Source organism: Scandinavium sp. NPDC088450, assembly GCF_044900545.1.
Taxonomy (GTDB): Bacteria; Pseudomonadota; Gammaproteobacteria; order Enterobacterales; family Enterobacteriaceae; genus Scandinavium.
The window spans coordinates 38904-60514 of sequence record NZ_JBJDNI010000009.1 but is presented as its reverse complement, the minus strand read 5'-3'; the positions used below and the strand labels follow the sequence as shown (position 1 = coordinate 60514).

The window sequence follows — 21611 nt, the reverse complement described above, 5'->3', positions numbered from 1 at the left end:
CTTTACTGCCTGTGGATGTGGTGTTGAAAAAATAAAACGTCGCGCTTATCCCTGCGGAACAGAACAACGGCAAGAGCGTAATCGTTAGTGGGATATTCTCCCGATGTTCGCGTGGAAAGAATTGTTATTGGGTTTACCACGCGAAAGCAGTCAGACTGCGACTGCAACGTGGGCAATTTAAACGCTTATAACGTTTTAAAGCAACATGGGATCGCAAAACCAGAGGATTATATCAACATGAAAACCCATATCAGCATGAATAACCAGTTATAAGAAAAACCCATGGCTTATCATGCGAACAAAAAAGCATCAGACGTTTGATAATTATCCGCCGTTTGGTTAACTGGAAAGCAAAAAAACCGGCTCTCGCCGGTTTTTGAAACTGATGACAAACCGCCAACGAATGAAGATTTGTCATAACTTGCCGAACAAAAAATAAGGAAAATCAATTCATTGATTTTCGGCTGATAATCACAAAGAAGGAAAAACCACGCTTTTTCCTTCTTTGTCTGCGATCTGAAAAACCGGCTTTCGCCGGTTTGTGTCAATCTTTCCTGCCAGTACTGAAATCAGGCGCTTTTTTTGGCAATCAAACGTTCCGGCAGCAAGAAGCTAAAGCGCGTCACTTTGCCTGGCTGACTCTCGATATCGAGCCGGCTTTCGTGGTGATTCACCGCATGCTTAACAATGGCTAACCCAAGACCGCTGCCGCCTGTCTGGCGCGAACGGGCTTTGTCGACACGATAGAAGCGCTCAGTCAGACGCGGAATGTGTTCAGGCGCAATACCTGGGCCATCATCTTCCACGCTGAATAGCGCACCGTGAGGCGCTCGCTGCCAACGCACGATAATGGTCGTGCCTTCAGGCGTATGATTCACCGCGTTATAAACAAGGTTCGATATTGCGCTACGTAACTGTTCTTCGCTGCCCAGCACCGTGAGCGAATCATCTATCTCAAAATGCAGCGTATGCTTTTTCTGGCTGAGGGTTTGCGCTTCCCGCTCTACCACTCGCAGCATCATTGGCACGTCGATACGTTCGTTTAAGGCCGCTAACGGTGCCGCTTCGATGCGTGAGAGCGTCAGTAACTGGCGCACCAGCCCTTCCATTCGCTGCGTTTGTTCGCGCATGGTGTGCAGCGCTTTTTCACGCGGTGCCCCTTCCAGCGTTTGCTCCTGCATCATTTCCAGATAGCCCTGCAGCACCGTGAGCGGCGTGCGTAGCTCATGGCTGACGTTGGCAAAGAAGTTGCGTCGGGCGCCTTCCAGTTGGTGCATTTGCGTGACATCACGCGCCACCAGCAGCAGCTGTTTGTCGGTGTAGGGCATCACGCGAATTTCCAGATGCCGCCCGGTGTTGAGCACCAGATTAAGCGGCTTTGTGAAGTCGCGGGTTTTCAGGTAACGGGAGAATTCGGGATAACGCAACAGGTTGAGAATGTTCTGGCCGTTGTCATCCGGCCAGCGCAGATTCAGCATTTGCTGCGCCAGGCCATTACACCAGAACATCGCCCCTTCCTCGGTGGTCAGCACCACCGCATCCGGCAAGGACTCTGCCCCACTGCGAAAGCGTTTGATCAGGCTGCCCAGTTCGCGACGGCGTTTTTTATTACGCATCTGCATCTGGTGAAGCCCGTACAGCAAGGGCTCCCAGCTGCCGCTGCCCGGCGGTGGCGTCATGCTTCGGTCAACCCACAGCCACCAGGAGAGGCGCAGCAGGTTCCAGAAGTGCCACACCAGCAGCCCGGTCACCGCCACCAGTAAAAACCAGGGCAAGTAACCGAAAATCGCCCCGAGGATCAGGGCCGGGATACAACAGAGGATCAGCTCGAAAACCAGCCTTTTCCATGACAACCGTTCAAGCACGGGTCACACTCCAGTCAATTGTCAGAAACGGGCAGAGAAACGATAGCCCGTGCCGCGAACGGTTTGTACCATCCGATCGTGACCACTGTGTTCCAGCGCTTTACGCAGGCGGCGGATGTGCACATCGACCGTCCTGTCTTCCACATAAACGTTGGTTCCCCAGACATTGTTCAGCAGCTGTTCGCGGCTATAAACACGTTCCGGGTGAGTCATAAAGAAGTGCAGCAGTTTAAATTCCGTCGGCCCCATGTCCAGCGGATTTTCGCCGGTCATCACGCGGTGCGAAGACGGATCGAGGCTTAATCCCTGCATCTCGATAACTTCTTCCACGGCCATCGGCGAAATACGACGCATGACCGCTTTAATACGTGCCACCAGCTCTTTCGGTGAGAAAGGCTTGGTGATGTAATCATCCGCGCCCGTTTCCAGACCACGAACCCTGTCTTCTTCTTCGCCACGCGCCGTCAGCATCACGACCGGAATGTCGCGGGTCAGCGCTTCACGTTTCAGGTGCTTGATAAACTGGATCCCGGAACCGCCCGGCAGCATCCAGTCCAGCAGAACCAGATCAGGCCACGGCTCATTCATCTGGTTAACGGCACTGTCATAATCTTCGGCTTCTATAGGCTGGAAGCCATTTTGCTCCAGGACGAAGCACACCATCTCGCGGATCGGCGCTTCATCTTCAACGACCAGAATACGTCTCGCCATTATTTGTCCCGTGTTATTAGTCATATGTATGCAATGCGGCGCTAGTATGCGTCAGTTTTATGACAGATTTATGATAGCGATTTTTTGATTATGACACCGAATCCGCGCAGTCATCGCCCTGTTATCGTTAAATGTTTATACTTGCTGCCACGCTTTCACGCCATGGACTGATTATGCGCATCCTACACACCTCTGACTGGCATCTCGGCCAGAATTTTTACAGCAAAAGCCGCGCCGCCGAACATCAAGCTTTTCTTGATTGGCTGCTGGCGACCGCCGAAGCGCAGCAGGTGGATGCCATTATTGTGGCGGGCGACATTTTTGATACCGGCTCGCCGCCAAGTTATGCCCGCGAGCTGTACAACCGTTTTGTCGTTCAGCTTCAGCAAACAGGCTGTCAGTTAGTCGTGCTGGCGGGAAACCATGATTCTGTGGCCACGCTGAATGAATCACGCGATATTCTCGCCTTCCTGAATACAAAAGTTGTCGCGGGCAGCGGCACACCGCCGTGTGAATTAATGCTTCGCGACGGCACGCCAGGTGCCATTCTTTGCCCTGTGCCTTTTTTACGCCCGCGTGATGTGATTGTTAGCACCGCTGGAGCCTCTGCGGGTGAAAAGCAACAGCATTTATTACAGGCCATCACCGGGTATTATCAGCAGCAATATCAACAAGCTTGCGACCTGCGCGGCGAGCGCACGTTGCCGATCATTGCCACCGGGCATCTGACCACCGTGGGCGCCAGCAAAAGTGACGCAGTACGTGACATCTATATTGGCACGCTGGATGCCTTCCCGGCGCAGAACTTCCCGCCTGCGAATTACATCGCTCTCGGGCATATTCACCGCGCACAGAAGATTGGCGGCACCGAGCACATTCGCTACTGCGGCTCCCCTATTTCTTTGAGCTTTGATGAAACGGGCAAAGCCAAAACCGTCAATCTGGTGAGTTTTGAGGACGGGAAACTGGCCGAAGTCCTGCCGCTGGAGGTGCCTGTCACTCAGCCGTTGGCGGTTTTGAAAGGGGATTTTGGCAGCATCAGCACGCAGCTTGAACAGTGGCGAGACGCAGATGACAGCCAGCCGGTGTGGCTCGACATCGAAATCACCAGCGACGAATACCTGCATGATATCCAACGCAAAATTCAAACCCTGACCGAAACGCTGCCCGTCGAAGTGCTGCTGGTGCGCCGCAGCCGCGAACAGCGTGAGCGCATCATGGCAAGCGAACATCGGGAAACGCTGAGCGAACTGAAAGTAGAAGAAGTGTTTGAACGCCGTCTGGCGCTGGAAACCTTAGAAGAACCGCAGCAACAACGCCTGCACCAACTCTTCAACGAAACCCTGAGCGCCCTGTCCAGCGAGGAACAGCCATGAAAATTTTAAGCCTGCGGCTGAAAAACCTGAACTCGCTGAAGGGTGAATGGAAAATCGATTTCACCCAGGAACCGTTCGCCAGCAACGGGTTGTTTGCTATCACTGGCCCCACGGGTGCCGGGAAAACCACGCTGCTGGATGCCATCTGTCTGGCGCTGTATCACGAGACACCGAGACTCAGCACGCTGTCGCAATCGCAAAATGATTTGATGACCCGCGATACCGCCGAATGTCTGGCCGAGGTTGAGTTTGAAGTGAAGGGCACCGCCTATCGCGCTTTCTGGAGCCAAAACCGGGCACGAAATCAGCCGGACGGTAATCTCCAGGCACCGCGAGTGGAACTCTCACGCTGCGACACGGGCGAAATCCTTGCCGAGAAAGTGAAAGAAAAGCTGGATCTTACCGCCTCACTCACCGGGCTGGATTACGGCCGTTTTACCCGTTCGATGATGCTCTCTCAGGGCCAGTTCGCCGCGTTCCTGAATGCCAAACCGAAAGAGCGAGCAGAGCTGCTTGAAGAACTGACCGGCACAGAAATCTACGGACAGATTTCCGCGATGGTGTTTGAGAAGCACAAAGAAGCCAAAATCAGCCTGGAAAAGCTACAGGCTCAGGCATCAGGCATGGTGTTGCTGAGCGACGAGCAACAGCAGGCTTTGCAGCAACGTTTGCAGGCACTCACTGACGAAGAAAAGCAGCAACAGAGCACGCAGCTTCGCATTCAGGGCTGGCAACAATGGCTAACCCGAGAGGCTGAAATGCGCGAAGCGCATCAGCGTTCACAAACGGCCCTCGCAAGCGCCCAGCAGGCACTGAGTGACGCGCAGCCGCAGCTGGCAGCGTTGGCGCTTGCCCAGCCAGCCGACCAGTTGCGCCCGCTTTGGGTTCGCCTTCAGGATCAGCAAGCCGCTTATGCTCAAACGCATCAACAGGCTGAAGAAGTAAATACTCGCTTACAGCGTCAACTGGCGCAGCGGGCGGGTATACGCCTGACTGCGGATGCGCAATATCAGCAGTTGAACACTGAACACAAAACCCTTAGCGAGTGGCTGAAAACAAACGACCGCTTCCGTCTTTTAGGCCGTGAACTCGCGGGCTGGCGAGCGACATTTACTCAGCAAACACGCGACGCATCGCAGGTGCAAAACCTGACGCAGCGCGAAGCGGAGCTGATTCGCCAATCGAATGCCCTGCCCGCCAGCACGCTGGAGCTGGACGACAAGCAAGTTACCGCCGCCATCGAAAAACACACGGCGGCCCGGCCTTTGCGTCAGTTACTCAACACGCTGCAAAACCGCTTCCAGCCGCTCAGCAAGCGCCGCCAGCAGCTTCAGCCGCTGCTTGTGCAGCGTCAGCAGGAACTGAAAAAAGGGGAAGCAGAGCTTGTTACTCGCCGTCAGCATTATAAAGAGAAGCTGCAGCAGTTTAACGATGTGAAGACGCTGTGCGAGCAGGAAAAAATCATCGCGAAGCTGACCGATGAACGCGCTCGCTTACAGCCGGGTGGCCCTTGCCCGCTGTGCGGTTCGACGGAACATCCGGCCGTAGCGGAGTATCAGGCGCTCAAACCCGGCGTGAATGAAGCCCGCCGTGATCAGCTTGAAAAAGAAGTGAAACAACTGGGCGAAGCCGGGGCCAGCCTGCGAGGGCAGCTTGATGGGTTGCAGAAGCAGCTACAGGCCGAGCAAAGCGAGCTGGTATCAATCGCTGAGCAGGAGCAAGCACTCACCTCGCAATGGCAGGAAACCGTCGCCGCGCTGGCGATTTCGCTGACTCCTGAAGACGATATCGGCGGCTGGCTGAATGAGCAGGAAAGTTGGGAGCAGCAGCTGTATCAACACAGTCAACGCCTAAACCTGCAAAAACAGCATCTTGATTTGCAAGCCCAGCGTACCGCGCTTGAGCAGGAGATAGCCGCTCGTCAAAACAGCTTAACCGAGGCCCTGAGCAGCTTCAATCTGACGCTTCCGGCTACCGGGGAAGAAGCCGCATGGCTTGCTGAGCGTGAAGCCGAAAGTCAGCAATGGCAAACGCAAACCGAACAGCTTCAGTCGGTTGAGCAGAAGCTTCTTCACCTGCAACCGCTGCGGGAAACGCTGCCTGAAGTGCCGCCATCAGACGACTTCACGCCGGTGCCACTGGAAGGCTGGCAGCAGGTTCATCACGATTGTGTGTCGCTGCAAAGCCAGTGGCAAACGCTGCAACAGCAAAAAGAGCAGACAGAGCAAACAAGGCTTGCGGCCCAACAAGCATTTGAAAGCGCGTTGACCAACAGCCAGTTTGCCGATCAGCAGGCGTTTCTGGCCGCCTTGCTCGACGAGCAGACGCGCCAGCGCCTGGAACAGTTAAAGCAACAGCTCGAAAGCCAACTTCAGCAACAACAGGCGCTGGCGACGCAGGCTCAAACGGCACAGGCCAGCCATCAACAACAGCGTTCTGAAGATTTATCCGCTGAGGCCCAACCTGAACAAGTGCAGTTCCAGTTAGCCGAGCTGGCGCAGAAGCTGCGGGAAAACAGTTCCGCCCAGGGCGAAATCCGTCAGCAGATAAAGCAAGACGCCGATAATCGCCAACAGCAGCAAGCGTTGATGACACAGATGCAAACAGCCAGCCAGACGCTCGAAGACTGGGGCTGGCTGAATGCTCTGATCGGCTCGAAAGAAGGCGATAAATTCCGCAAATTCGCGCAGGGGCTGACGCTCGATAATCTGGTGTGGCTGGCAAACGAACAGTTAAACCGTCTCCATGGGCGTTATCTGCTTAAACGCAAAGCCAGCGAAGCGCTTGAACTGGAAGTGATGGACACCTGGCAGGCCGATGCCGTGCGAGATACACGCACGCTTTCGGGCGGAGAAAGCTTCCTGGTGAGTCTGGCGCTGGCGTTAGCGCTGTCGGATCTGGTGAGCCATAAAACCCGAATTGACTCCCTTTTCTTAGACGAAGGTTTCGGCACGCTGGACAGCGAAACGCTGGACACCGCACTCGATGCTCTGGACGCCCTGAATGCGAGCGGCAAAGTCATCGGTGTGATAAGCCATGTGGAAGCGATGAAAGAGAGAATTCCGGTGCAGATCCGCGTGAAGAAGATCAACGGGTTAGGCTACAGCAAGCTGGATAAAACCTTTGCCGTGGACCCGTGAGATAGCAGGATCGTCAATACCAAAAGAAGAATAAGCAATTGGCCTGCGCAGCCTGTTTGCCGCAAGCTGGGGTTCACGACGTGTCCTGACGTTCCGGGATGTCACACCACAACGAGTCAGTATGAAAAAAGTCATTTTATCGTTAGCGTTAGGCACCTTCGGCCTGGGCATGGCCGAATTTGGCATCATGGGCGTGTTAACCGAGCTGGCTCACAACGTGGGGATTTCCATCCCAACCGCCGGGCACATGATCTCCTGGTATGCGTTCGGCGTGGTGATTGGGGCCCCTGTTATTGCCGTATTTTCCAGCCGATTTTCCCTGAAGCACATTCTGATTTTCCTGCTGGCGCTGTGTCTTATCGGCAACGCGATGTTTACCCTCTCGTCGTCTTACTGGATGCTCGCCGCAGGGCGACTGGTGTCCGGCTTCCCACACGGCGCTTTCTTTGGCGTCGGCGCGATTATTTTGTCGAAGCTCGCGAAGCCCGGAAAAGTGACCGCTGCGGTGGCGGGAATGATCAGCGGAATGACTGTCGCCAACTTACTCGGCGTGCCGCTCGGCACCTGGCTCAGCCAGGAATTTAGCTGGCGCTATACGTTCCTGCTGATTGCCGTTTTCAACGCTCTGGTCATCGCCTCCGTTATCTTTTGGGTGCCGAATATCACCGACGCCTCCAAACGCAAGTTGCGCGAACAGTTCCATTTCCTGAAATCCCCCGCGCCCTGGTTTATCTTTTCCGCCACGCTGTTTGGTAATGCTGGCGTGTTCGCCTGGTTCAGCTACATCAAACCCTTCATGATGACCGTGGCGGGCTTTTCCGAAGGCAATATGACGCTGATTATGATGCTGGCTGGGCTAGGCATGGTCTCGGGCAATCTGCTGAGCGGACGCTTATCAGGAAAACACTCGCCACTCAGTATCGCTATCGTGACGGATCTGGTGATTGCGCTTTCGCTGGCGCTGCTGTTCGTATTTGGCGCGGATAAAGCCGCCTCGCTCGGGCTGGCGTTTGTCTGCTGTCTGGGGTTGTTTGCGCTCTCTGCACCGCTGCAAATCCTGCTGTTGCAGAATGCGAAAGGTGGCGAAATGTTGGGGGCCGCCGGAGGCCAAATGGCCTTTAACCTCGGTAGCGCTGTAGGGGCTTACTGCGGAGGAATGATGTTGACGATGGGGTTTGCCTACAACTACGTGGCGCTGCCTGCGGCACTGCTCTCCTTTTTCGCTATGTCGTCCCTGTTGCTGTATGCCCGCCTGAAACAAAAACCTGCTCCGGCGTTTTCATCACTCTGAGATTCGCCCCTTTTCAGGGGCGTTCAGATTACAGTGGCCACAACCACGCCGCGCCGCGCACGCCGCTTGAATCACCGTGAACCGCTTTGCGAATGGGCGTTTCACATTCACCGCCAAACACAAAATTCTTCACCAGGCCAGGAACCGTTTTGTACAACCGTTCGACGTTGCTCATGCCGCCGCCCAGCACGATGACGTCCGGATCCAGAATATTGACCACGTGTGCCAGCGATTTTGCCAGACGCAGTTCATAGCGACTTAACGCCAGTTCCGCCACCGCGTCCTGCTCTTCAACCAGACGCATGATCTCATTGCCTTTCAGCGGCTTGCCGCTAAGACGATGATAATCTGTCGCAAAGCCCGTGCCAGAGATGAAGGTTTCAATACAACCTTGTTTTCCGCAATAGCACGGCACTTCTTCGCGATAGCGCAACTCGTCTTCGTCCATCCACGGTAAAGGGTTATGCCCCCACTCACCCGCCGTGCCGTTACCGCCAATGTGCGCCCGGCCACCAAGCGCAACACCAGCACCACAGCCGGTGCCGATAATGACGGCAAAAACGGTTTGCGCACCGGCTGCTGCGCCATCAATGGCTTCAGAAACGGCCAGACAGTTCGCATCGTTCGCCAGCCGAACTTCGCGATTGAGGCGCTTGCTTAAATCTTTATCGAAAGGCTGGCCGTTGAGCCAGGTGGAGTTGGCGTTTTTCACCACGCCGGTATAAGGCGAAATGGAGCCGGGAATGCCCATGCCCACTGTGCCCGTTTGCCCAGTTTCTTTCTCAGCCATGGCCACCAGCGTGGCTATCGTCTCTATCGTTTGCTGATAATCGTCTCGCGGCGTCGGCAGACGATGACGGAACAACTGCTCGCCTCGATCGCTAAGCGCGATGACCTCTGTTTTCGTGCCACCCAGATCAATTCCTATACGCACCGATACCTCCCCCGTTCCTGATTAACAATGCAAGCATAGCGACAATTCGCTATCATGCGCCCTGGATTTAACGACAAAGCCGTGGAAATTATCATGCTGTGGTTCAAAAATTTAATGGTTTACCGTCTTAGCCGCGACATTTCTTTGCGCGCCGATGAGATGGAAAAACAGTTAGCCGCGCTGGCGTTTACCCCCTGCGGCAGTCAGGATATGGCGAAAACCGGTTGGGTTTCGCCTATGGGCTCGCACAGTGACGCGTTCACGCACGAAGCGAACGGTCAGATTCTGGTCTGCGCCCGCAAGGAAGAAAAAATTATCCCTGCTCCAGTTATCAAACAGGCGCTCGAAGCAAAAATTCTGAAACTGGAAGCCGATCAGGGTCGTAAGCTTAAAAAGACCGAGAAAGACTCCCTGAAAGATGAAGTGCTGCACTCGCTTCTGCCACGTGCTTTCAGCCGTTTCAGCCAGACAATGCTGTGGATTGACACTGTAAACGGGCTGATCATGGTGGATTGCGCCAGTGCGAAGAAAGGCGAAGACACGCTCGCGCTGCTGCGTAAAACGCTCGGCTCGCTGCCGGTGGTTCCGCTGGCGCTGGAAAACCCTATCGAGCTGACGCTGACCGAGTGGGTTCGCTCCGGCACTGTCGCACAAGGTTTCCAGTTGCTGGATGAAGCTGAGCTGAAAGCCATTCTGGAAGACGGTGGCGTTATCCGTGCCAAGAAGCAGGAACTGGTCAGCGACGAAATCGCCGTGCATATCGAAGCGGGCAAAGTGGTCACTAAACTGGCTCTGGACTGGCAGCAGCGCATTCAGTTTATGGTGTGCGAAGATGCGTCCATTAAGCGCCTGAAGTTCTGTGACGAACTGCGCGATCAGAACGAAGATATCGAACGGGAAAATTACGATCAGCGCTTTGACGCTGACTTTATCCTGATGACCGGTGAGCTGGCAGCCTTGATTGCCCAACTGGTTGAAGGCCTGGGCGGCGAAGCCCAGCGCTAAGTAAAAAGCCTTCCGTCAGGAAGGCTTTTTTATTTACAGGTAGCGGCAGAGATAAGAGGTTGGCTCTGCGACCTGAAGATGAAATTCACTGTGTCCCGGCACATTGAAGACCTGCCCGGCGGTGTAGGTTTTCCATTCGGTTTCACCCGCCTGTAAGACGTTCAGCGCGCCGCTGACAACGGTCATCTCTTCCGGCTGCGCGGTGCCAAAAGTGTATTCCCCTTCTGCCATAACACCCACGCTGGCGCGGCCAGTGCTGCTGCTGGTAAACCCGATGGACTTCACTTTCCCGTCAAAGTATTCATTGCTTTGAAGCATAACTGGCCCTTATTGGTTTCATTGTTGTGTCCTGTCCAATATAGGGGGCGTGACAGCGGACTGTCACGCAAAAAATCCGTCAGACCAGCAGTTCCGCCGCCAGACGAGCCACCAGCACATTCGACAACAACACAGGCACATCCAGCGCTTTTTGCAATACATCACGGTGATGTTGATGAAAACCCAGACAGTCGAGCATCAGGACATCAGCCCCCTCACCCATCAGTTTTTTTCCGGCGGAGATCAATTCATCATCGCTACCATGAACAGGATTCGCCAGGGCGTAGTGCGGGGAATTTTGCAACACTTCCCATTTGACCCGCTGGTTTTTCATCAGCTCAGGGATCGGCACAATCACCCCGACTTGATGGCCATCGACAATGGAATTCACTAAGGGCGGGATAATGCGTTGCGGTTCGATAAGTATCGCTTTGCGGGCCACCAGGCCGCTGATGGGTGCCGTGCTCATCAGCAGGATAACGTCATAATCCTGATTATCGAGCACCTCAACGAGTGCCTGCAAGTCACGTTCAACCTTCTGACGGGAGACTTCCACCATGCGATTATCGTTGAGGAGGGCAATAAGAACATCTTCTCCGGGACTCACCGCGTACGCGTCCATGACGGCTTCGCGAGTCATTTTCCCCAGCAAACTGACGTGGGTTATCTGATCTTCCCTGATGTGCTCTGTTAATAGCGGCAACACCTCACGCAACGGAACCACGCCGATGGTAAGAATCGCTAAAGTCGCACTCATGTTATTTACCTTTTTATCACTGCAACCACTGCTTCGACACAGGCTTACTTCTCGATGGCAGCCCCCTGGATGGCTAAAAAATTCAACCGTTCAGAAGCGTAGCAGCTACGCTCCGGCGCAGTTTGTAAAGATTCCAGAAGGCTCCGACACACTCCAGTAATATCTTGAGGTTAACGTTTTATTAACAATGAGTTTAGCTAAAAAGTGTGATTTACGCCCACTCAAGGCAGGCGTTGCGCAACAGAAAGGCCGGATTCAGGACTTGCCGGGGTCTTCATAACGGCGTTTGGCGTCGAGGGCTTCGGCCTCAGTCGGATGTTCGCTGATCAGCGAATCAGGTTTGGGGTGGTCGGCACGCAGTTCGTACCAGGTCACGCTGTTGCCCGGCTCGCCTTTTTCTACGGCAACAATCCGGGCTTGTCTTGGATACGGGGGATTGGTCGGCATAGCTCTTCCTCTTTTGGGTCAGAGCGTTAAGTATAGGCGTTAGCCCGCTGTTGCCGAGTTTGCCTGAATGCAGGCTGCTGCTGGCGCGTTGATGGCGGCCAGAATTTGCGCAACGACATCGTCAGGATCGCAGGCGGCATCGACAATGTGATGGGCGGTTTCACGATACAGCGCATCGCGTTGGGCCAAAATTTCCCTGACCTCTTCGCTGATCGGTTTTCCGGTTAACGTAGGGCGTTGGGATTCTTCCGGAAATGCTTCAAGGCGACCAGCAAGGACCGCCACAGGCGCTTTCAGGTAGATAACGATGCCGTTTTTACGCAAAAATTCGCGGTTCACGGGAGCCAGAATAATGCCGCCACCGGTGGCGATAATCGACTGGGGCGCGGTGACCGATTGCAGGGTTTGTGTTTCACGGCTGCGAAAGGCGGGCCAGCCTTCTTTCGCCACGATATCGGCAATGCTTCTGCCTTCACGTTGCTGAAGGATCTGATCGGTATCGAGGAAATCAAACTGACAGGCCTGCGCCAGCTTTTGTCCGACTGTTGTTTTTCCGCAGCCACGGGCGCCGATAAGAAAAATAGGCTCTGTTGTCACCTGAAAATCCCCCTGGTACTGCAGCAATGCAGGCTGTGCGTGTGAGCGAGAAAGAATACCATCAAACTAGTACGCAAGTAAGTGTAAATTAATAGTTACAACCCTGATACCCCGTCAATCTCTTTGCCGGGAATAAAGGGGAGTGTAAATCATGAGGGTGTAAAGAAATAGTGTCATCGAGTGTTGCGGCAACCTTACATGAAAGCACGGTCTTTTGACAACCCTGTGCAGGTGCAAAAGGTAACACATCTATGCACAGCTTTACGTAGCGCATATTTACAGTATGAATGTTTCAGACAAACTATGCCGTACAGCATTCGTATGACCGAGGACTCACCCATGCAATCTGAAGAACAACGCCTTATCGAGGGTCTTTTCTCTCGCCTGAAACAAGCCGAAGAGCAAAGTTCGCCGCGCGATGCTAACGCCGAGAGCGTGATTGCGCAACATATCCAGGCGCAACCGGCTGCTCCTTACTATATGGCGCAGACCATTCTTATTCAGGAAGCGGCCGTTAAACAGCTGCATGAGCGCGTTCAGGCGCTGGAAAATGAAGTCGGCCAACTGCGCTCTACCAGGCAAAGCAGCGGCGGCTTTCTTGCCGGATTGTTTGGCGGTGGCTCAGCACAACCTCAAGTCAACAATCCTATCCCTGGTGCGCAAAACTACGGCCAACCTTCAGCTGCGCCTCAGATGCAAAACTATGCTGCAGGCCGCAACGGAGGTGGCTTTATGGCAGGCGCGCTACAAACTGCGGCGGGTGTTGCTGGTGGCGTTGTGCTGGGGAATATGCTGATGAACATGTTCTCCGGCACGCACCCTCAGGAAATCGTCAATATTATCGAGGAACCGCCTGTTCCTGCGTCTGACAATGTAAGCCAGGCAGCAGACACGCCGTTTTTACCTGATGACGGCAGCACCGACTACGCCAATAACCAGGATAATGACAGCTGGAATAACGACGATTTCAGCAACGATGATTTCGGCGGCGACGACGACAGCTGGGTTTAGTTCTGTCCTCGTTGGACCGCCAGCAGCCACTTATCAAGTTCCGCTGCAAATTGCTGTCTGTCGCGCTGCGATAAACTGTCGGGGCCACCGGTCTGAATGCCGCTGGCCCGCAGCGTATCCATAAAATCACGCATGGTCAGCCTTTCACGAATGGTTGCTTCACTGTAGCGCTCGCCGCGAGGGTTGAGCGCTGCGCCGCCTTTAGCTAACACTTCTGCCGCCAGAGGAATGTCAGCGGTGATCACCAGATCGCCCGGCTGGCACTGGCGAACAATTTCGTTATCCGCCACATCAAAGCCAGCAGGCACACGCAATGCGCGAATAAAACGCGATGGCGGCACGCGCAGGTTCTGGTTGGCGACGAGCGTCACCTGTGTCTGTGTTCTGTCTGCTGCACGAAACAGGATTTCTTTAATCACATTCGGACACGCATCGGCATCCACCCAAATCGACATATTCACTCCTGTAATAAATAACTGCGCTATTGTCGCCTGCTTTCCCCTGTCGGCATAGCCACAAGATGATAAGCTAATACGCATTATCAAAAAAACGCTGAGGGAGAGACAGAATGGATAAGAAAATCGGATTCATCGGCTGCGGTAATATGGGCAAGGCCATTCTTGGTGGGCTTATCGCCAGTGGGCAAGTGCAGCCTGGCCAAATTTGGGTCTACACGCCCTCGCCGGACAAAGTCGCCGCCCTGCAAGAGAAGTATGGCATTAACGCGGCACAGAGCGCGCAGGAAGTGGCGCAAATCGCCGATATCGTCTTCGGTGCGGTGAAACCTGCCATCATGACCAAAGTGCTGAGCGAAGTGGCCTCCAGTTTCAATAAAGAGACACTGGTGGTGTCGATTGCAGCAGGCGTAACGCTCGACCAGCTCGCCCGTGCGCTGGGGCATGACCGTAAAATCGTTCGCGCGATGCCCAACACCCCGTCGCTGGTGAATGCCGGGATGACTTCCGTGACGCCAAATGCGCTGGTCACCAGCGAAGATACGGCCGATGTACTGACTATTTTCCGCTGCTTTGGCGAAGCCGAAGTGATTGCTGAACCGATGATCCACCCGGTAGTGGGCGTCAGCGGTTCTGCACCTGCTTATGTCTTTATGTTTATTGAAGCGATGGCGGATGCTGCGGTACTGGGCGGAATGCCACGTGCGCAGGCGTATAAATTCGCGGCACAGGCGGTGATGGGTTCAGCCAAAATGGTGCTTGAAACCGGGATTCATCCGGGCGAACTGAAAGATATGGTGTGTTCACCGGGCGGCACGACTATTGAAGCCGTTCGCGTGCTGGAAGAAAAAGGGTTCCGCTCTGCCGTGATTGAAGCCATGGTCAGCTGCATGGAAAAATCAGAAAAGCTCAGTAAAGCCTGATAAAAAAACGGGTGAACCAGAACAGGGTTCACCCGCTTGATATACGCCTGGGATTACCCCGTTTTTTTCAGGCAAGCGCTCATGAATTTCTTACGATCGTCACCTTTCAGCGATTGCTGAGTCGCCGTGGCATTACACTCACCCATTTTTTGCTGCTGCGGGGTCATGCTTTTCTCTGCAGGCTTTGAGCTGCTGTTTTTCAGGCAGTTACTCATATAGGTTTTTCTTGCATCCCCCTTCAGCGTTTGAGCCGTAGCCTGTTGGTTACAGCTCGTCATTCGCTGCTGTTGCGGGGTCATCGTTTTTTCTGCTGCTCCCACTGTTGTGAGAAACACCAGACCGAACAGTAGAGTCACCAGTAATGTTATTTTCATTGCACCATCCTTCTGTGAGGGATCTCAGTAAGTCTGGTCGTTTAAACGAAAAAAACCACTTAGCCGGTAAAAAAAGAGTGATACCACGAGTCTGGACGGGAAGGTATTAATACGTTATCAGCGACGATAAAACGGCAATCGTCGCGTCTGAATTCGGCACTCGCCTTAACTACGCGGATGCCGTAATAGCTTTTTTATATATTGATTTAATAATTCCGCATCGCGATCGGGCACCTGAGATTCCGGTTTTGCTTCGTCTAATGCAGATTCAATATCGGTAATCAGAGCCTGTTGTTCCGGCTGTCGCATGTGACGTAATAGCGCCGTGACAACGATTTCCAGTGCTTCAACCTGAACCACTAACTCCTTTGATTCTTCTTCCTTTTCCGCAAGCTTAACCAACAATTCTGCAATCAGATTTTTCATGGTGAGACTTCCTTATGAGAATGCCTGAGACGGTAGCACCGATGATCCCTAATGCCTAGTCGGTATAAGAATTATTTTAGAAATTCCAAATTATGCAAATTGAATTGGTAGCGAAACGTTTCTCTCAAGGAATTATGATCAAAATGTGAAGGGGAGAATATTTCATACTCTACCCCTTGAGAATTAGGTGGATAAATTAGGCTTGTTGTTGGCGACGGCGAAGCATTATGGCTAACTGAACTAAATTAATCAGCACGACAATGGCCGTGGCAACAAATACCCAGCGGAAACCCGCCATCGCGGAGACAGATGCCCCAATCAGCGGCCCGGCGACATTGCCAAGATACATAAAGGACTGGTTGTATCCGAAGATGCGGCCCGTGACCTGATCGCTGGAATATTTCAACAGCAGTGTTTGTACCGCTGGCAGCATGGCGCCATCGGCAAACCCAAGCAGAAAACGCAGCACACCCAACTGGAATGGCGTGGTGACAAATGACATCGCAAAAAACATCACCACGGCGCAGAAAAGGGTGGCCAGCAGGATGCGTTGAGTCCCGATACGGTCGCCAAGTTTGCCTAATCGTGGAGCCGAAATTAGCGCCGAAACCCCGGGAACCGCCGCGATCATCCCGGCTAAAAACGCGATATTGTTGCTTTCTGGTGCCATCGATTTGATAAACAGCGCGAGGATTGGCCCGATGGACCCATTACACAGCTGAATCACCATGGTGGTGAAAAACAGACTGATAACCAGCCCCGGATAGGTGAGCGAAGCGAATACGGCCTTTCCGCTTAGCCGGTCAGCCTTGCTAATTTGCGGACGTGCGCCTTCTTTAATCAGAAATAACGTCACCAGAAAACTGATGGTCAGCAAAATGGCAGTGATAAAAAACACCGCACGTAAACCCACATGATCGGCGAGGAATCCCCCCAGCAGTGGGCCACCAATAACCCCGCTGATTTGTGCTGTCGATAATGTGCTTAACGCCCAGCCACTGCGTTCTCTTGGAACCTGCGAAGCCACCAGCGCCATGGCGTTAGGAATATAACCCGAGGTCAGGCCCATAATCGCGCGCAGGATAAACAGCTGCCAGACGTTGGTGGCAAACGCCTGCAACAGAATGGCTATCGCCATCCCAAGCGAGGCGCGGAGCAGCATCAGTTTACGCCCTTTGCGGTCAGCAAGGCTGCCCCACATAGGCGACACAATGGCAGACACCAGGAACGTCACGCTAAACGTTAACCCAGACCACATCGACAAGGCTTCATGCGAAGTGACGCCTAGCTGGGAAACATACAGCGGCAAAAAGGGCAGGATCTGGCTGATAGCAAGGCCGGTGAAAAAGCAGCCAAACCAGACAGAGATGAGGTTTATTCTCCAGGATTCCATAACTGCACGTAATCATTCATTTTTGGTATGTATCGACCAGCATAGCAAGATGCCGTTGAGCCTGTTCGGCGAGAGGTGCGCTATAAATGAGTTCAGACATTTATCTTCTCAATACTCATTTGTGTGACTAATATCACGAAGAATCCCCTCTTCGGCAGAGGGTTATGCTCACTCTGTTTCGGCATCCTAAAAGCCATAAAGGGTATCCAGGATTTTGCACAAGCGACGGGTCGGCGTGCTATGGTATCAGCTTTGTGTTTTTTCGGATGGGTACAGAAATGGCTAAGTTGCGGGTTGGGATCGTTTTTGGTGGAAAGTCTGCTGAGCATGAAGTCTCTTTACAGTCAGCCAAAAACATTGTTGAAGCGATGGATAAAACACGTTTCGAAGTGGTGCTGTTGGGGATTGATAAACAAGGGCAATGGCACGTTAACGATGCCACTCACTATTTGCTCAATCCTCAGGATCCGGCTCGAATTGCCCTTCGCCCGTCAGAGATAACGCTGGCGCAAATCCCGGGTAAAACCACCCAGCAGTTCATCAACGCTGAAGGCGGTGAACCGCTGGCTGCCATTGATGTGATTTTCCCTATTGTGCACGGCACGCTTGGAGAAGACGGCTCTCTTCAGGGCATGCTGCGAATGGCGAATCTGCCTTTCGTCGGGTCAGATGTGCTGAGCTCTGCGGCCTGTATGGACAAAGACGTGACAAAACGCCTGCTGCGCGATGCAGGCCTGGCTATTGCCCCGTTCGTCACGCTCACGCGTTCAAACCGGAACAACTACTCTTTTGCGCAAGTGAAGGAAAAGCTCGGCTTACCGCTATTTGTTAAGCCTGCCAACCAGGGCTCATCGGTGGGTGTCAGTAAAGTCAAAACCGCAGAAGAGTACGAGCGCGCCGTTGCGCTGGCGTTTGAGTTTGACCATAAAGTCGTGGTCGAAACCGGGATCGTTGGGCGAGAAATTGAATGTGCGGTGTTGGGTAACGACGAACCGCAGGCCAGTACCTGTGGCGAAATTGTACTTAACAGCGAGTTTTATGCCTACGACACCAAATATATCGATGACAATGGCGCGAAAGTCGTGGTTCCCGCGGCTATCGATTCTGCTGTTAACGACAAGATTCGCCAGGTTGCGGTTGAAGCGTACCAGGCGCTGGGATGCAGTGGAATGGCGCGCGTGGATGTTTTCCTGACCGCGGAAAATGAAGTGGTGATCAACGAAATCAATACGCTGCCGGGCTTCACCAATATCAGCATGTACCCGAAACTGTGGCAGGCGAGCGGCCTGGATTACACCAGCCTTATCACTCGCCTGATTGAACTTGCGATGGAGCGCCATCAAACGAATCTGGCGCTGAAAACCTCGATGAACGGATAGCGGTTATGGGCCGGGCATCTTCAGAGATGTCCGGTCAGGCTTCAGAACTTTTTTCTTCTTCGATATCGACCGGACGACGACGGATCACCAGCCCCGCCAGCCAGAAGCTAATCACCCAGGTCACCAGACCGACCGCATAGGTCTGCCACCCTTTCGCTTCAAAACCTAACAGCCCGACCACGCCGTTAAGAATAAAAATCAGGCCGATGGCAAAGGCATAGTAATGCCAGTCGCGGCGAATTTTATCAGGCAGTTTCATAACAACTCCGCAAGTGAAAACCCTATCCTCGCACATTCCTGTGACAGCGTCTGCGTGACGCTTAGCAAATTCTTAACCTGTACTGATTTCACTTAAGGAGAGACTTTGTGACGCAGAGCGTAAAAGCCAACTTTAGGAGTCTTCCCTGAGTGAAATTACCACGAATCTGATATTGACAACGGCGATCCCCTGTCAAACTTACTCACGTAATTCTGGCTCAGGCCAGCTTATAACAAGGTCTGACAGGATTGGCGCTAAGCAGTCTCAGGAGGTTCTCATGGCTGATTTCACATTCTCAAAACCCATTATTGCCGGGAAAGGAAGAGCCCCCTCCACGAAGGGGAATATCGCTTATGCGCTATTCGTTCTGCTCTGCTTCTGGGCCGGTGCTCAGGTGTTAAACCTGGTGGTACATGCGCCGGGCGTTTTCGAGCATCTGATGCAAATTCAGGATAGCGGTCGCCCACGCGTTGAAATGGGGATTGCTGTCGGCACCTTGTTTGGTCTGGTCCCCTTCCTGGTGGGCTGCGCAATATTGGGTGTTCTGGCCCTCGTGTTACGCTGGAGACACTACTTCTGACCGAGCGCCATGCATTTTGCCCGACGCTCATCCACACGTTTTGCAAACCAGGCTGTGGTTAAATTACGGGTGATTTTCGGGCTTTCGAGTTGAATTCCAGGCAACATTTCACGCGCTAACGGTTTACCGGTTTTCGCTTCTGCCAGCTTATAAACGCCTTTATAGAGCGCCGTACTTTCAAAATCCTGACTGTCCCCTTTTTGTAACTGGCGATGGATTTCACTGTCGCTCATCGAGAGCTTGCTCGCCAGTTTACGAACGGCCAGTTCCGTTTTCCCCGCTTCGTCGCTGTCGTAACGAATCAGATCGCCATCCAGAGCCAGTTTTACCCCACTCGCCTTGCTAACAGCATTCTGGAACGCAGCATTTCGACTGGCATACCAACCGGCATTAAAGTCAGCAAATCGATACAACGGTGCCGTATAGCTGGCTGGATAATTCAGCAGATGGTAAGTTCCGAACCACAACCCGCCTCGCAGAGTGAACACTTCCTGACGGACAGTACCTTCCATTTTCCACGGATATCCGCGCTCATGCGCTTGAGCAAAAGCAATGCTCACTTGCATTGGGCCACCGGTATGAACAGGGTTTAACGAGCCGAACAGCGTTTGTCCCATTGGCACCATGTCGATAAAGTCATCGAAAATCGCGCTTAGCTGTTTCTCGGTTCGGACGGTATCCAGCCGCTCGCTGTAGGTTTTGCCATTGGGTGATTTGATTTTCAGCGCCGTGTGGACGAGGAAGACGGGCACGTGCATGTTCTGGGCACGTCTGTCTATCTCCTGCCAGGCAATTTTGCTCAGCCCCGGAACCGCTGGGTCGGCCTGATAATTGGATTCCTGTTGCGCGACAGCCAGCACCGAGCAGACATTTTCTTCTGTCGGGGCCAGTTTTTGACTCTCAAAGGCTTTCGCGATGCTTTGCGCCCAAACCTCTCTGTCCTTCACGCTGGCGGGCATTTTTTGCTTCACCACCGTGGCGACATCCACGGGTTTTTCACCGGGTTTTAGCTCCGCAGGCTTGCTGGAGCACCCAGCCAAAATGATACTGGCAACCAGAGTGAGTGAAGTTGAAACCTTACGTGTTGCGACTGTCGCCATGGGGCATCCCTGTCTTAGCTAAATGTTTGTGTCACTTCCTGCTCAGGTGCGTTGTCGAGTTCGCGTTCAAAACTGCGCAGACGTTTGTAGATAGACATCAGTTCGACCAGCGTCGTCCAGGAATTTATCAAATATTGGAATGAATTGCTCACCTGCCCGAAAGCGCCAAGGATCTGGTTCATGATCCCCAGTGTGATGGCTCCTGCCGCAATGGACGGAAACAACAGAAAGAGCCCGAACACCGTATCAGCCTGCAGGTACAGAATACGGGCAATGTTGAAATACATGTAGTGAAAATACAGACGGAAGTAGTTGCGACGCACGGCGCTGAATAGCTCACGCACAGTCGGCGGCGCGGCGCGATTAGGATCGTCTTCGCCATACACCAACTCTTTACGGTAGGCGGCTTCCACGCGCTGATTTTTAAAGTTAAGACCCGGTAGTTTGATCCCTACGACCGCCAGCATCCCTGTGCCCATTATTGACCAGACTATCGCGGCAATCACCAGACCATAAGGAATGTGACCGATGATCGGTAGTGCCTGGATTTTGGGGGACACCGCAATCAGCACCGGCAAAAACGCAATCAGCGTCATCACGGAATTAATCAAGCTGACGCCCATGTCCTCCAGGGTGGTGGAAAACCGCATGGTGTCTTCCTGCACACGCTGGGCGGCACCTTCGATATGACGCAGGCGCTGCCAGTTGTCCATGTAATATTCGTTCATGGCCGCACGCCAACGGAAAACATAGTGACTGACGAAGAAGAGATTCAGCACCCCAACCACCACCGCAATCAACGCAATCGTCAGAAAAATACTGGTTTCAGAATAGAGCTGAGCAATAGATACGCTGCCAGGTTTGCTCAGGGCGCTCTGAATCAGATCCCAGAAAGGCACATACCAGGCGTTGATCGCCACGCTCACTTCCACGCTAAACCAAGTGACGAAAATAATCAGCGAGGTGCCCAGAATTGACCAGTACTGCCAGCGATGCGGGGAGTACACAAACCAGAACGCGGCAAAGAGAGCCACGCAAAACAGATAGTAGACGTAAAAGGCAAAGAAGTTCAGCGACCAAAAGCGGGCGGCGCTTACGGGAACCGTGGCGGAAGCGCCAATGGCGTGTTGTAGCCAGGCGTTCCCCCCTACCTGCCAGAAGATCACCGCGATCAGTGCCCAAAGGGCGGCCGAGAGAAAAAAAGGCCCCGGCTTTGGGAAAAAAGACTTAAACATAACTGCTCTCCTGCTGATTTCTTATCGTTTTGAGG

Annotated in this window: 22 protein-coding genes; 8 read left to right on the top strand and 14 right to left on the bottom strand. The window is 53.4% G+C overall.

Going from position 1 to position 21611, the window contains the following annotated elements:
* Positions 1-569: 569 nt before the first annotated feature.
* Both phoR and phoB read right to left on the bottom strand, forming a co-directional pair.
* Entirely contained in the window at positions 570-1865 is a 1296-nt protein-coding gene (gene phoR / locus ACI2I2_RS10420) for a phosphate regulon sensor histidine kinase PhoR (protein ID WP_404657852.1), read from the bottom strand.
* Between the two features lie 21 nt (positions 1866-1886).
* A complete protein-coding gene (gene phoB / locus ACI2I2_RS10415) occupies positions 1887-2576 on the bottom strand; it encodes a phosphate response regulator transcription factor PhoB (protein ID WP_404657851.1) in 690 nt (229 codons plus the stop codon).
* 173 nt (positions 2577-2749) lie between these two features.
* Here phoB and sbcD point away from each other — a divergent pair, with 173 nt between their 5' ends.
* The 3 genes from sbcD (at position 2750) to araJ (ending at position 8383) form a co-directional block, all read left to right on the top strand.
* Positions 2750-3952 carry an exonuclease subunit SbcD gene (gene sbcD, locus ACI2I2_RS10410; RefSeq protein ID WP_404657850.1) on the top strand — a complete coding sequence of 401 codons (1203 nt, stop codon included), beginning with the start codon at positions 2750-2752 and terminating at the stop codon, positions 3950-3952.
* Entirely contained in the window at positions 3949-7092 is a 3144-nt protein-coding gene (sbcC, locus tag ACI2I2_RS10405; protein ID WP_404657849.1) for an exonuclease subunit SbcC, read from the top strand. Before sbcD ends, sbcC begins: the two co-directional genes overlap by 4 nt.
* Positions 7093-7213: 121 nt before the next feature.
* On the top strand, positions 7214-8383 hold the full coding sequence (gene araJ, locus ACI2I2_RS10400) for an MFS transporter AraJ (RefSeq protein WP_404657848.1): 1170 nt from the start codon (positions 7214-7216) through the stop codon (positions 8381-8383).
* A 28-nt stretch (positions 8384-8411) separates the two neighbouring features.
* On the opposite strand, the gene mak is transcribed toward araJ, so the two are convergent.
* A complete protein-coding gene (gene mak / locus ACI2I2_RS10395; protein ID WP_404657847.1) occupies positions 8412-9317 on the bottom strand; it encodes a fructokinase in 906 nt (301 codons plus the stop codon).
* Between the two features lie 93 nt (positions 9318-9410).
* On the opposite strand from mak, the gene rdgC reads away from it, so the two are divergent.
* Positions 9411-10322, top strand: a complete 912-nt coding sequence (gene rdgC, locus ACI2I2_RS10390) for a recombination-associated protein RdgC (protein ID WP_404657846.1) — start codon at positions 9411-9413, stop codon at positions 10320-10322.
* A gap of 33 nt (positions 10323-10355) precedes the next feature.
* Here the strand turns inward: rdgC and ppnP are convergent, their stop codons facing one another.
* The 4 genes from ppnP to aroL all read right to left on the bottom strand — a co-directional run bounded on the left by ppnP (position 10356) and on the right by aroL (position 12441).
* Entirely contained in the window at positions 10356-10640 is a 285-nt protein-coding gene (ppnP, locus tag ACI2I2_RS10385) for a pyrimidine/purine nucleoside phosphorylase (RefSeq protein WP_404657845.1), read from the bottom strand.
* A 79-nt stretch (positions 10641-10719) separates the two neighbouring features.
* Entirely contained in the window at positions 10720-11397 is a 678-nt protein-coding gene (locus tag ACI2I2_RS10380) for an AroM family protein (RefSeq protein ID WP_404657844.1), read from the bottom strand.
* Between the two features lie 255 nt (positions 11398-11652).
* Positions 11653-11844, bottom strand: a complete 192-nt coding sequence (locus ACI2I2_RS10375) for a YaiA family protein (protein ID WP_404657843.1) — start codon at positions 11842-11844, stop codon at positions 11653-11655.
* 39 nt (positions 11845-11883) lie between these two features.
* Positions 11884-12441 (bottom strand): shikimate kinase AroL, encoded by a 558-nt coding sequence (gene aroL / locus ACI2I2_RS10370; protein ID WP_404657842.1) that lies wholly within the window; start codon positions 12439-12441, stop codon positions 11884-11886.
* A 339-nt stretch (positions 12442-12780) separates the two neighbouring features.
* Here aroL and ACI2I2_RS10365 point away from each other — a divergent pair, with 339 nt between their 5' ends.
* Positions 12781-13452 (top strand): DUF2076 domain-containing protein, encoded by a 672-nt coding sequence (locus ACI2I2_RS10365; RefSeq protein ID WP_404657841.1) that lies wholly within the window; start codon positions 12781-12783, stop codon positions 13450-13452.
* Here ACI2I2_RS10365 and ACI2I2_RS10360 read toward each other — a convergent pair.
* Positions 13449-13907 carry a YaiI/YqxD family protein gene (locus ACI2I2_RS10360; protein WP_330985341.1) on the bottom strand — a complete coding sequence of 153 codons (459 nt, stop codon included), beginning with the start codon at positions 13905-13907 and terminating at the stop codon, positions 13449-13451. The genes ACI2I2_RS10365 and ACI2I2_RS10360 overlap by 4 nt on opposite strands.
* A gap of 113 nt (positions 13908-14020) precedes the next feature.
* Between ACI2I2_RS10360 and proC the strand changes: the two genes are divergently transcribed.
* The gene (gene proC, locus ACI2I2_RS10355) at positions 14021-14830 is read left to right on the top strand and encodes a pyrroline-5-carboxylate reductase (protein ID WP_404657840.1); all 810 of its coding nucleotides are present in this window, start codon (positions 14021-14023) and stop codon (positions 14828-14830) included.
* Between the two features lie 53 nt (positions 14831-14883).
* Here proC and psiF read toward each other — a convergent pair whose 3' ends face one another.
* From psiF to ACI2I2_RS10340, 3 genes are all read right to left on the bottom strand, one after another.
* Positions 14884-15204, bottom strand: a complete 321-nt coding sequence (gene psiF / locus ACI2I2_RS10350) for a phosphate starvation-inducible protein PsiF (RefSeq protein WP_404657839.1) — start codon at positions 15202-15204, stop codon at positions 14884-14886.
* A gap of 165 nt (positions 15205-15369) precedes the next feature.
* A complete protein-coding gene (gene iraP, locus ACI2I2_RS10345; protein WP_330985344.1) occupies positions 15370-15630 on the bottom strand; it encodes an anti-adapter protein IraP in 261 nt (86 codons plus the stop codon).
* A 196-nt stretch (positions 15631-15826) separates the two neighbouring features.
* Positions 15827-17023 carry a multidrug efflux MFS transporter gene (locus ACI2I2_RS10340; protein WP_404657838.1) on the bottom strand — a complete coding sequence of 399 codons (1197 nt, stop codon included), beginning with the start codon at positions 17021-17023 and terminating at the stop codon, positions 15827-15829.
* A gap of 278 nt (positions 17024-17301) precedes the next feature.
* On the opposite strand from ACI2I2_RS10340, the gene ddlA reads away from it, so the two are divergent.
* Positions 17302-18402 (top strand): D-alanine--D-alanine ligase, encoded by a 1101-nt coding sequence (gene ddlA, locus ACI2I2_RS10335; protein ID WP_404657837.1) that lies wholly within the window; start codon positions 17302-17304, stop codon positions 18400-18402.
* 34 nt (positions 18403-18436) lie between these two features.
* On the opposite strand, the gene ACI2I2_RS10330 is transcribed toward ddlA, so the two are convergent.
* A complete protein-coding gene (locus tag ACI2I2_RS10330; RefSeq protein WP_330985346.1) occupies positions 18437-18661 on the bottom strand; it encodes a DUF2754 domain-containing protein in 225 nt (74 codons plus the stop codon).
* Between the two features lie 277 nt (positions 18662-18938).
* Here ACI2I2_RS10330 and ACI2I2_RS10325 point away from each other — a divergent pair, with 277 nt between their 5' ends.
* Positions 18939-19241: a DUF2755 family protein gene (locus ACI2I2_RS10325; RefSeq protein ID WP_404657836.1), complete on the top strand. Its 303-nt coding sequence runs from the start codon at positions 18939-18941 to the stop codon at positions 19239-19241.
* Here the strand turns inward: ACI2I2_RS10325 and ACI2I2_RS10320 are convergent.
* Positions 19232-20341 carry a DUF1615 domain-containing protein gene (locus ACI2I2_RS10320; protein WP_404657835.1) on the bottom strand — a complete coding sequence of 370 codons (1110 nt, stop codon included), beginning with the start codon at positions 20339-20341 and terminating at the stop codon, positions 19232-19234. The two genes, ACI2I2_RS10325 and ACI2I2_RS10320, sit on opposite strands and share 10 nt — an antisense overlap.
* Before the next feature lie 14 nt (positions 20342-20355).
* The gene (sbmA, locus tag ACI2I2_RS10315) at positions 20356-21576 is read right to left on the bottom strand and encodes a peptide antibiotic transporter SbmA (RefSeq protein WP_404657834.1); all 1221 of its coding nucleotides are present in this window, start codon (positions 21574-21576) and stop codon (positions 20356-20358) included.
* Positions 21577-21611 lie beyond the last annotated feature (35 nt).

Bases quoted from the DNA above. Each gene is read 5' to 3' on its own strand.
- phoB (WP_404657851.1), bottom strand. From the start codon at position 2,576: ATGGCGAGACGTATTCTGGTCGTTGAAGATGAAGCGCCGATCCGCGAG.
- sbcD (WP_404657850.1), top strand. From the start codon at position 2,750: ATGCGCATCCTACACACCTCTGACTGGCATCTCGGCCAGAATTTTTAC.
- sbcC (WP_404657849.1), top strand. From the start codon at position 3,949: ATGAAAATTTTAAGCCTGCGGCTGAAAAACCTGAACTCGCTGAAGGGT.
- araJ (WP_404657848.1), top strand. From the start codon at position 7,214: ATGAAAAAAGTCATTTTATCGTTAGCGTTAGGCACCTTCGGCCTGGGC.
- rdgC (WP_404657846.1), top strand. From the start codon at position 9,411: ATGCTGTGGTTCAAAAATTTAATGGTTTACCGTCTTAGCCGCGACATT.
- ppnP (WP_404657845.1), bottom strand. From the start codon at position 10,640: ATGCTTCAAAGCAATGAATACTTTGACGGGAAAGTGAAGTCCATCGGG.
- ACI2I2_RS10380 (WP_404657844.1), bottom strand. From the start codon at position 11,397: ATGAGTGCGACTTTAGCGATTCTTACCATCGGCGTGGTTCCGTTGCGT.
- ACI2I2_RS10375 (WP_404657843.1), bottom strand. From the start codon at position 11,844: ATGCCGACCAATCCCCCGTATCCAAGACAAGCCCGGATTGTTGCCGTA.
- ACI2I2_RS10365 (WP_404657841.1), top strand. From the start codon at position 12,781: ATGCAATCTGAAGAACAACGCCTTATCGAGGGTCTTTTCTCTCGCCTG.
- ACI2I2_RS10360 (WP_330985341.1), bottom strand. From the start codon at position 13,907: ATGTCGATTTGGGTGGATGCCGATGCGTGTCCGAATGTGATTAAAGAA.
- proC (WP_404657840.1), top strand. From the start codon at position 14,021: ATGGATAAGAAAATCGGATTCATCGGCTGCGGTAATATGGGCAAGGCC.
- psiF (WP_404657839.1), bottom strand. From the start codon at position 15,204: ATGAAAATAACATTACTGGTGACTCTACTGTTCGGTCTGGTGTTTCTC.
- iraP (WP_330985344.1), bottom strand. From the start codon at position 15,630: ATGAAAAATCTGATTGCAGAATTGTTGGTTAAGCTTGCGGAAAAGGAA.
- ACI2I2_RS10340 (WP_404657838.1), bottom strand. From the start codon at position 17,023: ATGGAATCCTGGAGAATAAACCTCATCTCTGTCTGGTTTGGCTGCTTT.
- ddlA (WP_404657837.1), top strand. From the start codon at position 17,302: ATGGCTAAGTTGCGGGTTGGGATCGTTTTTGGTGGAAAGTCTGCTGAG.
- ACI2I2_RS10330 (WP_330985346.1), bottom strand. From the start codon at position 18,661: ATGAAACTGCCTGATAAAATTCGCCGCGACTGGCATTACTATGCCTTT.
- ACI2I2_RS10325 (WP_404657836.1), top strand. From the start codon at position 18,939: ATGGCTGATTTCACATTCTCAAAACCCATTATTGCCGGGAAAGGAAGA.
- ACI2I2_RS10320 (WP_404657835.1), bottom strand. From the start codon at position 20,341: ATGGCGACAGTCGCAACACGTAAGGTTTCAACTTCACTCACTCTGGTT.
- sbmA (WP_404657834.1), bottom strand. From the start codon at position 21,576: ATGTTTAAGTCTTTTTTCCCAAAGCCGGGGCCTTTTTTTCTCTCGGCC.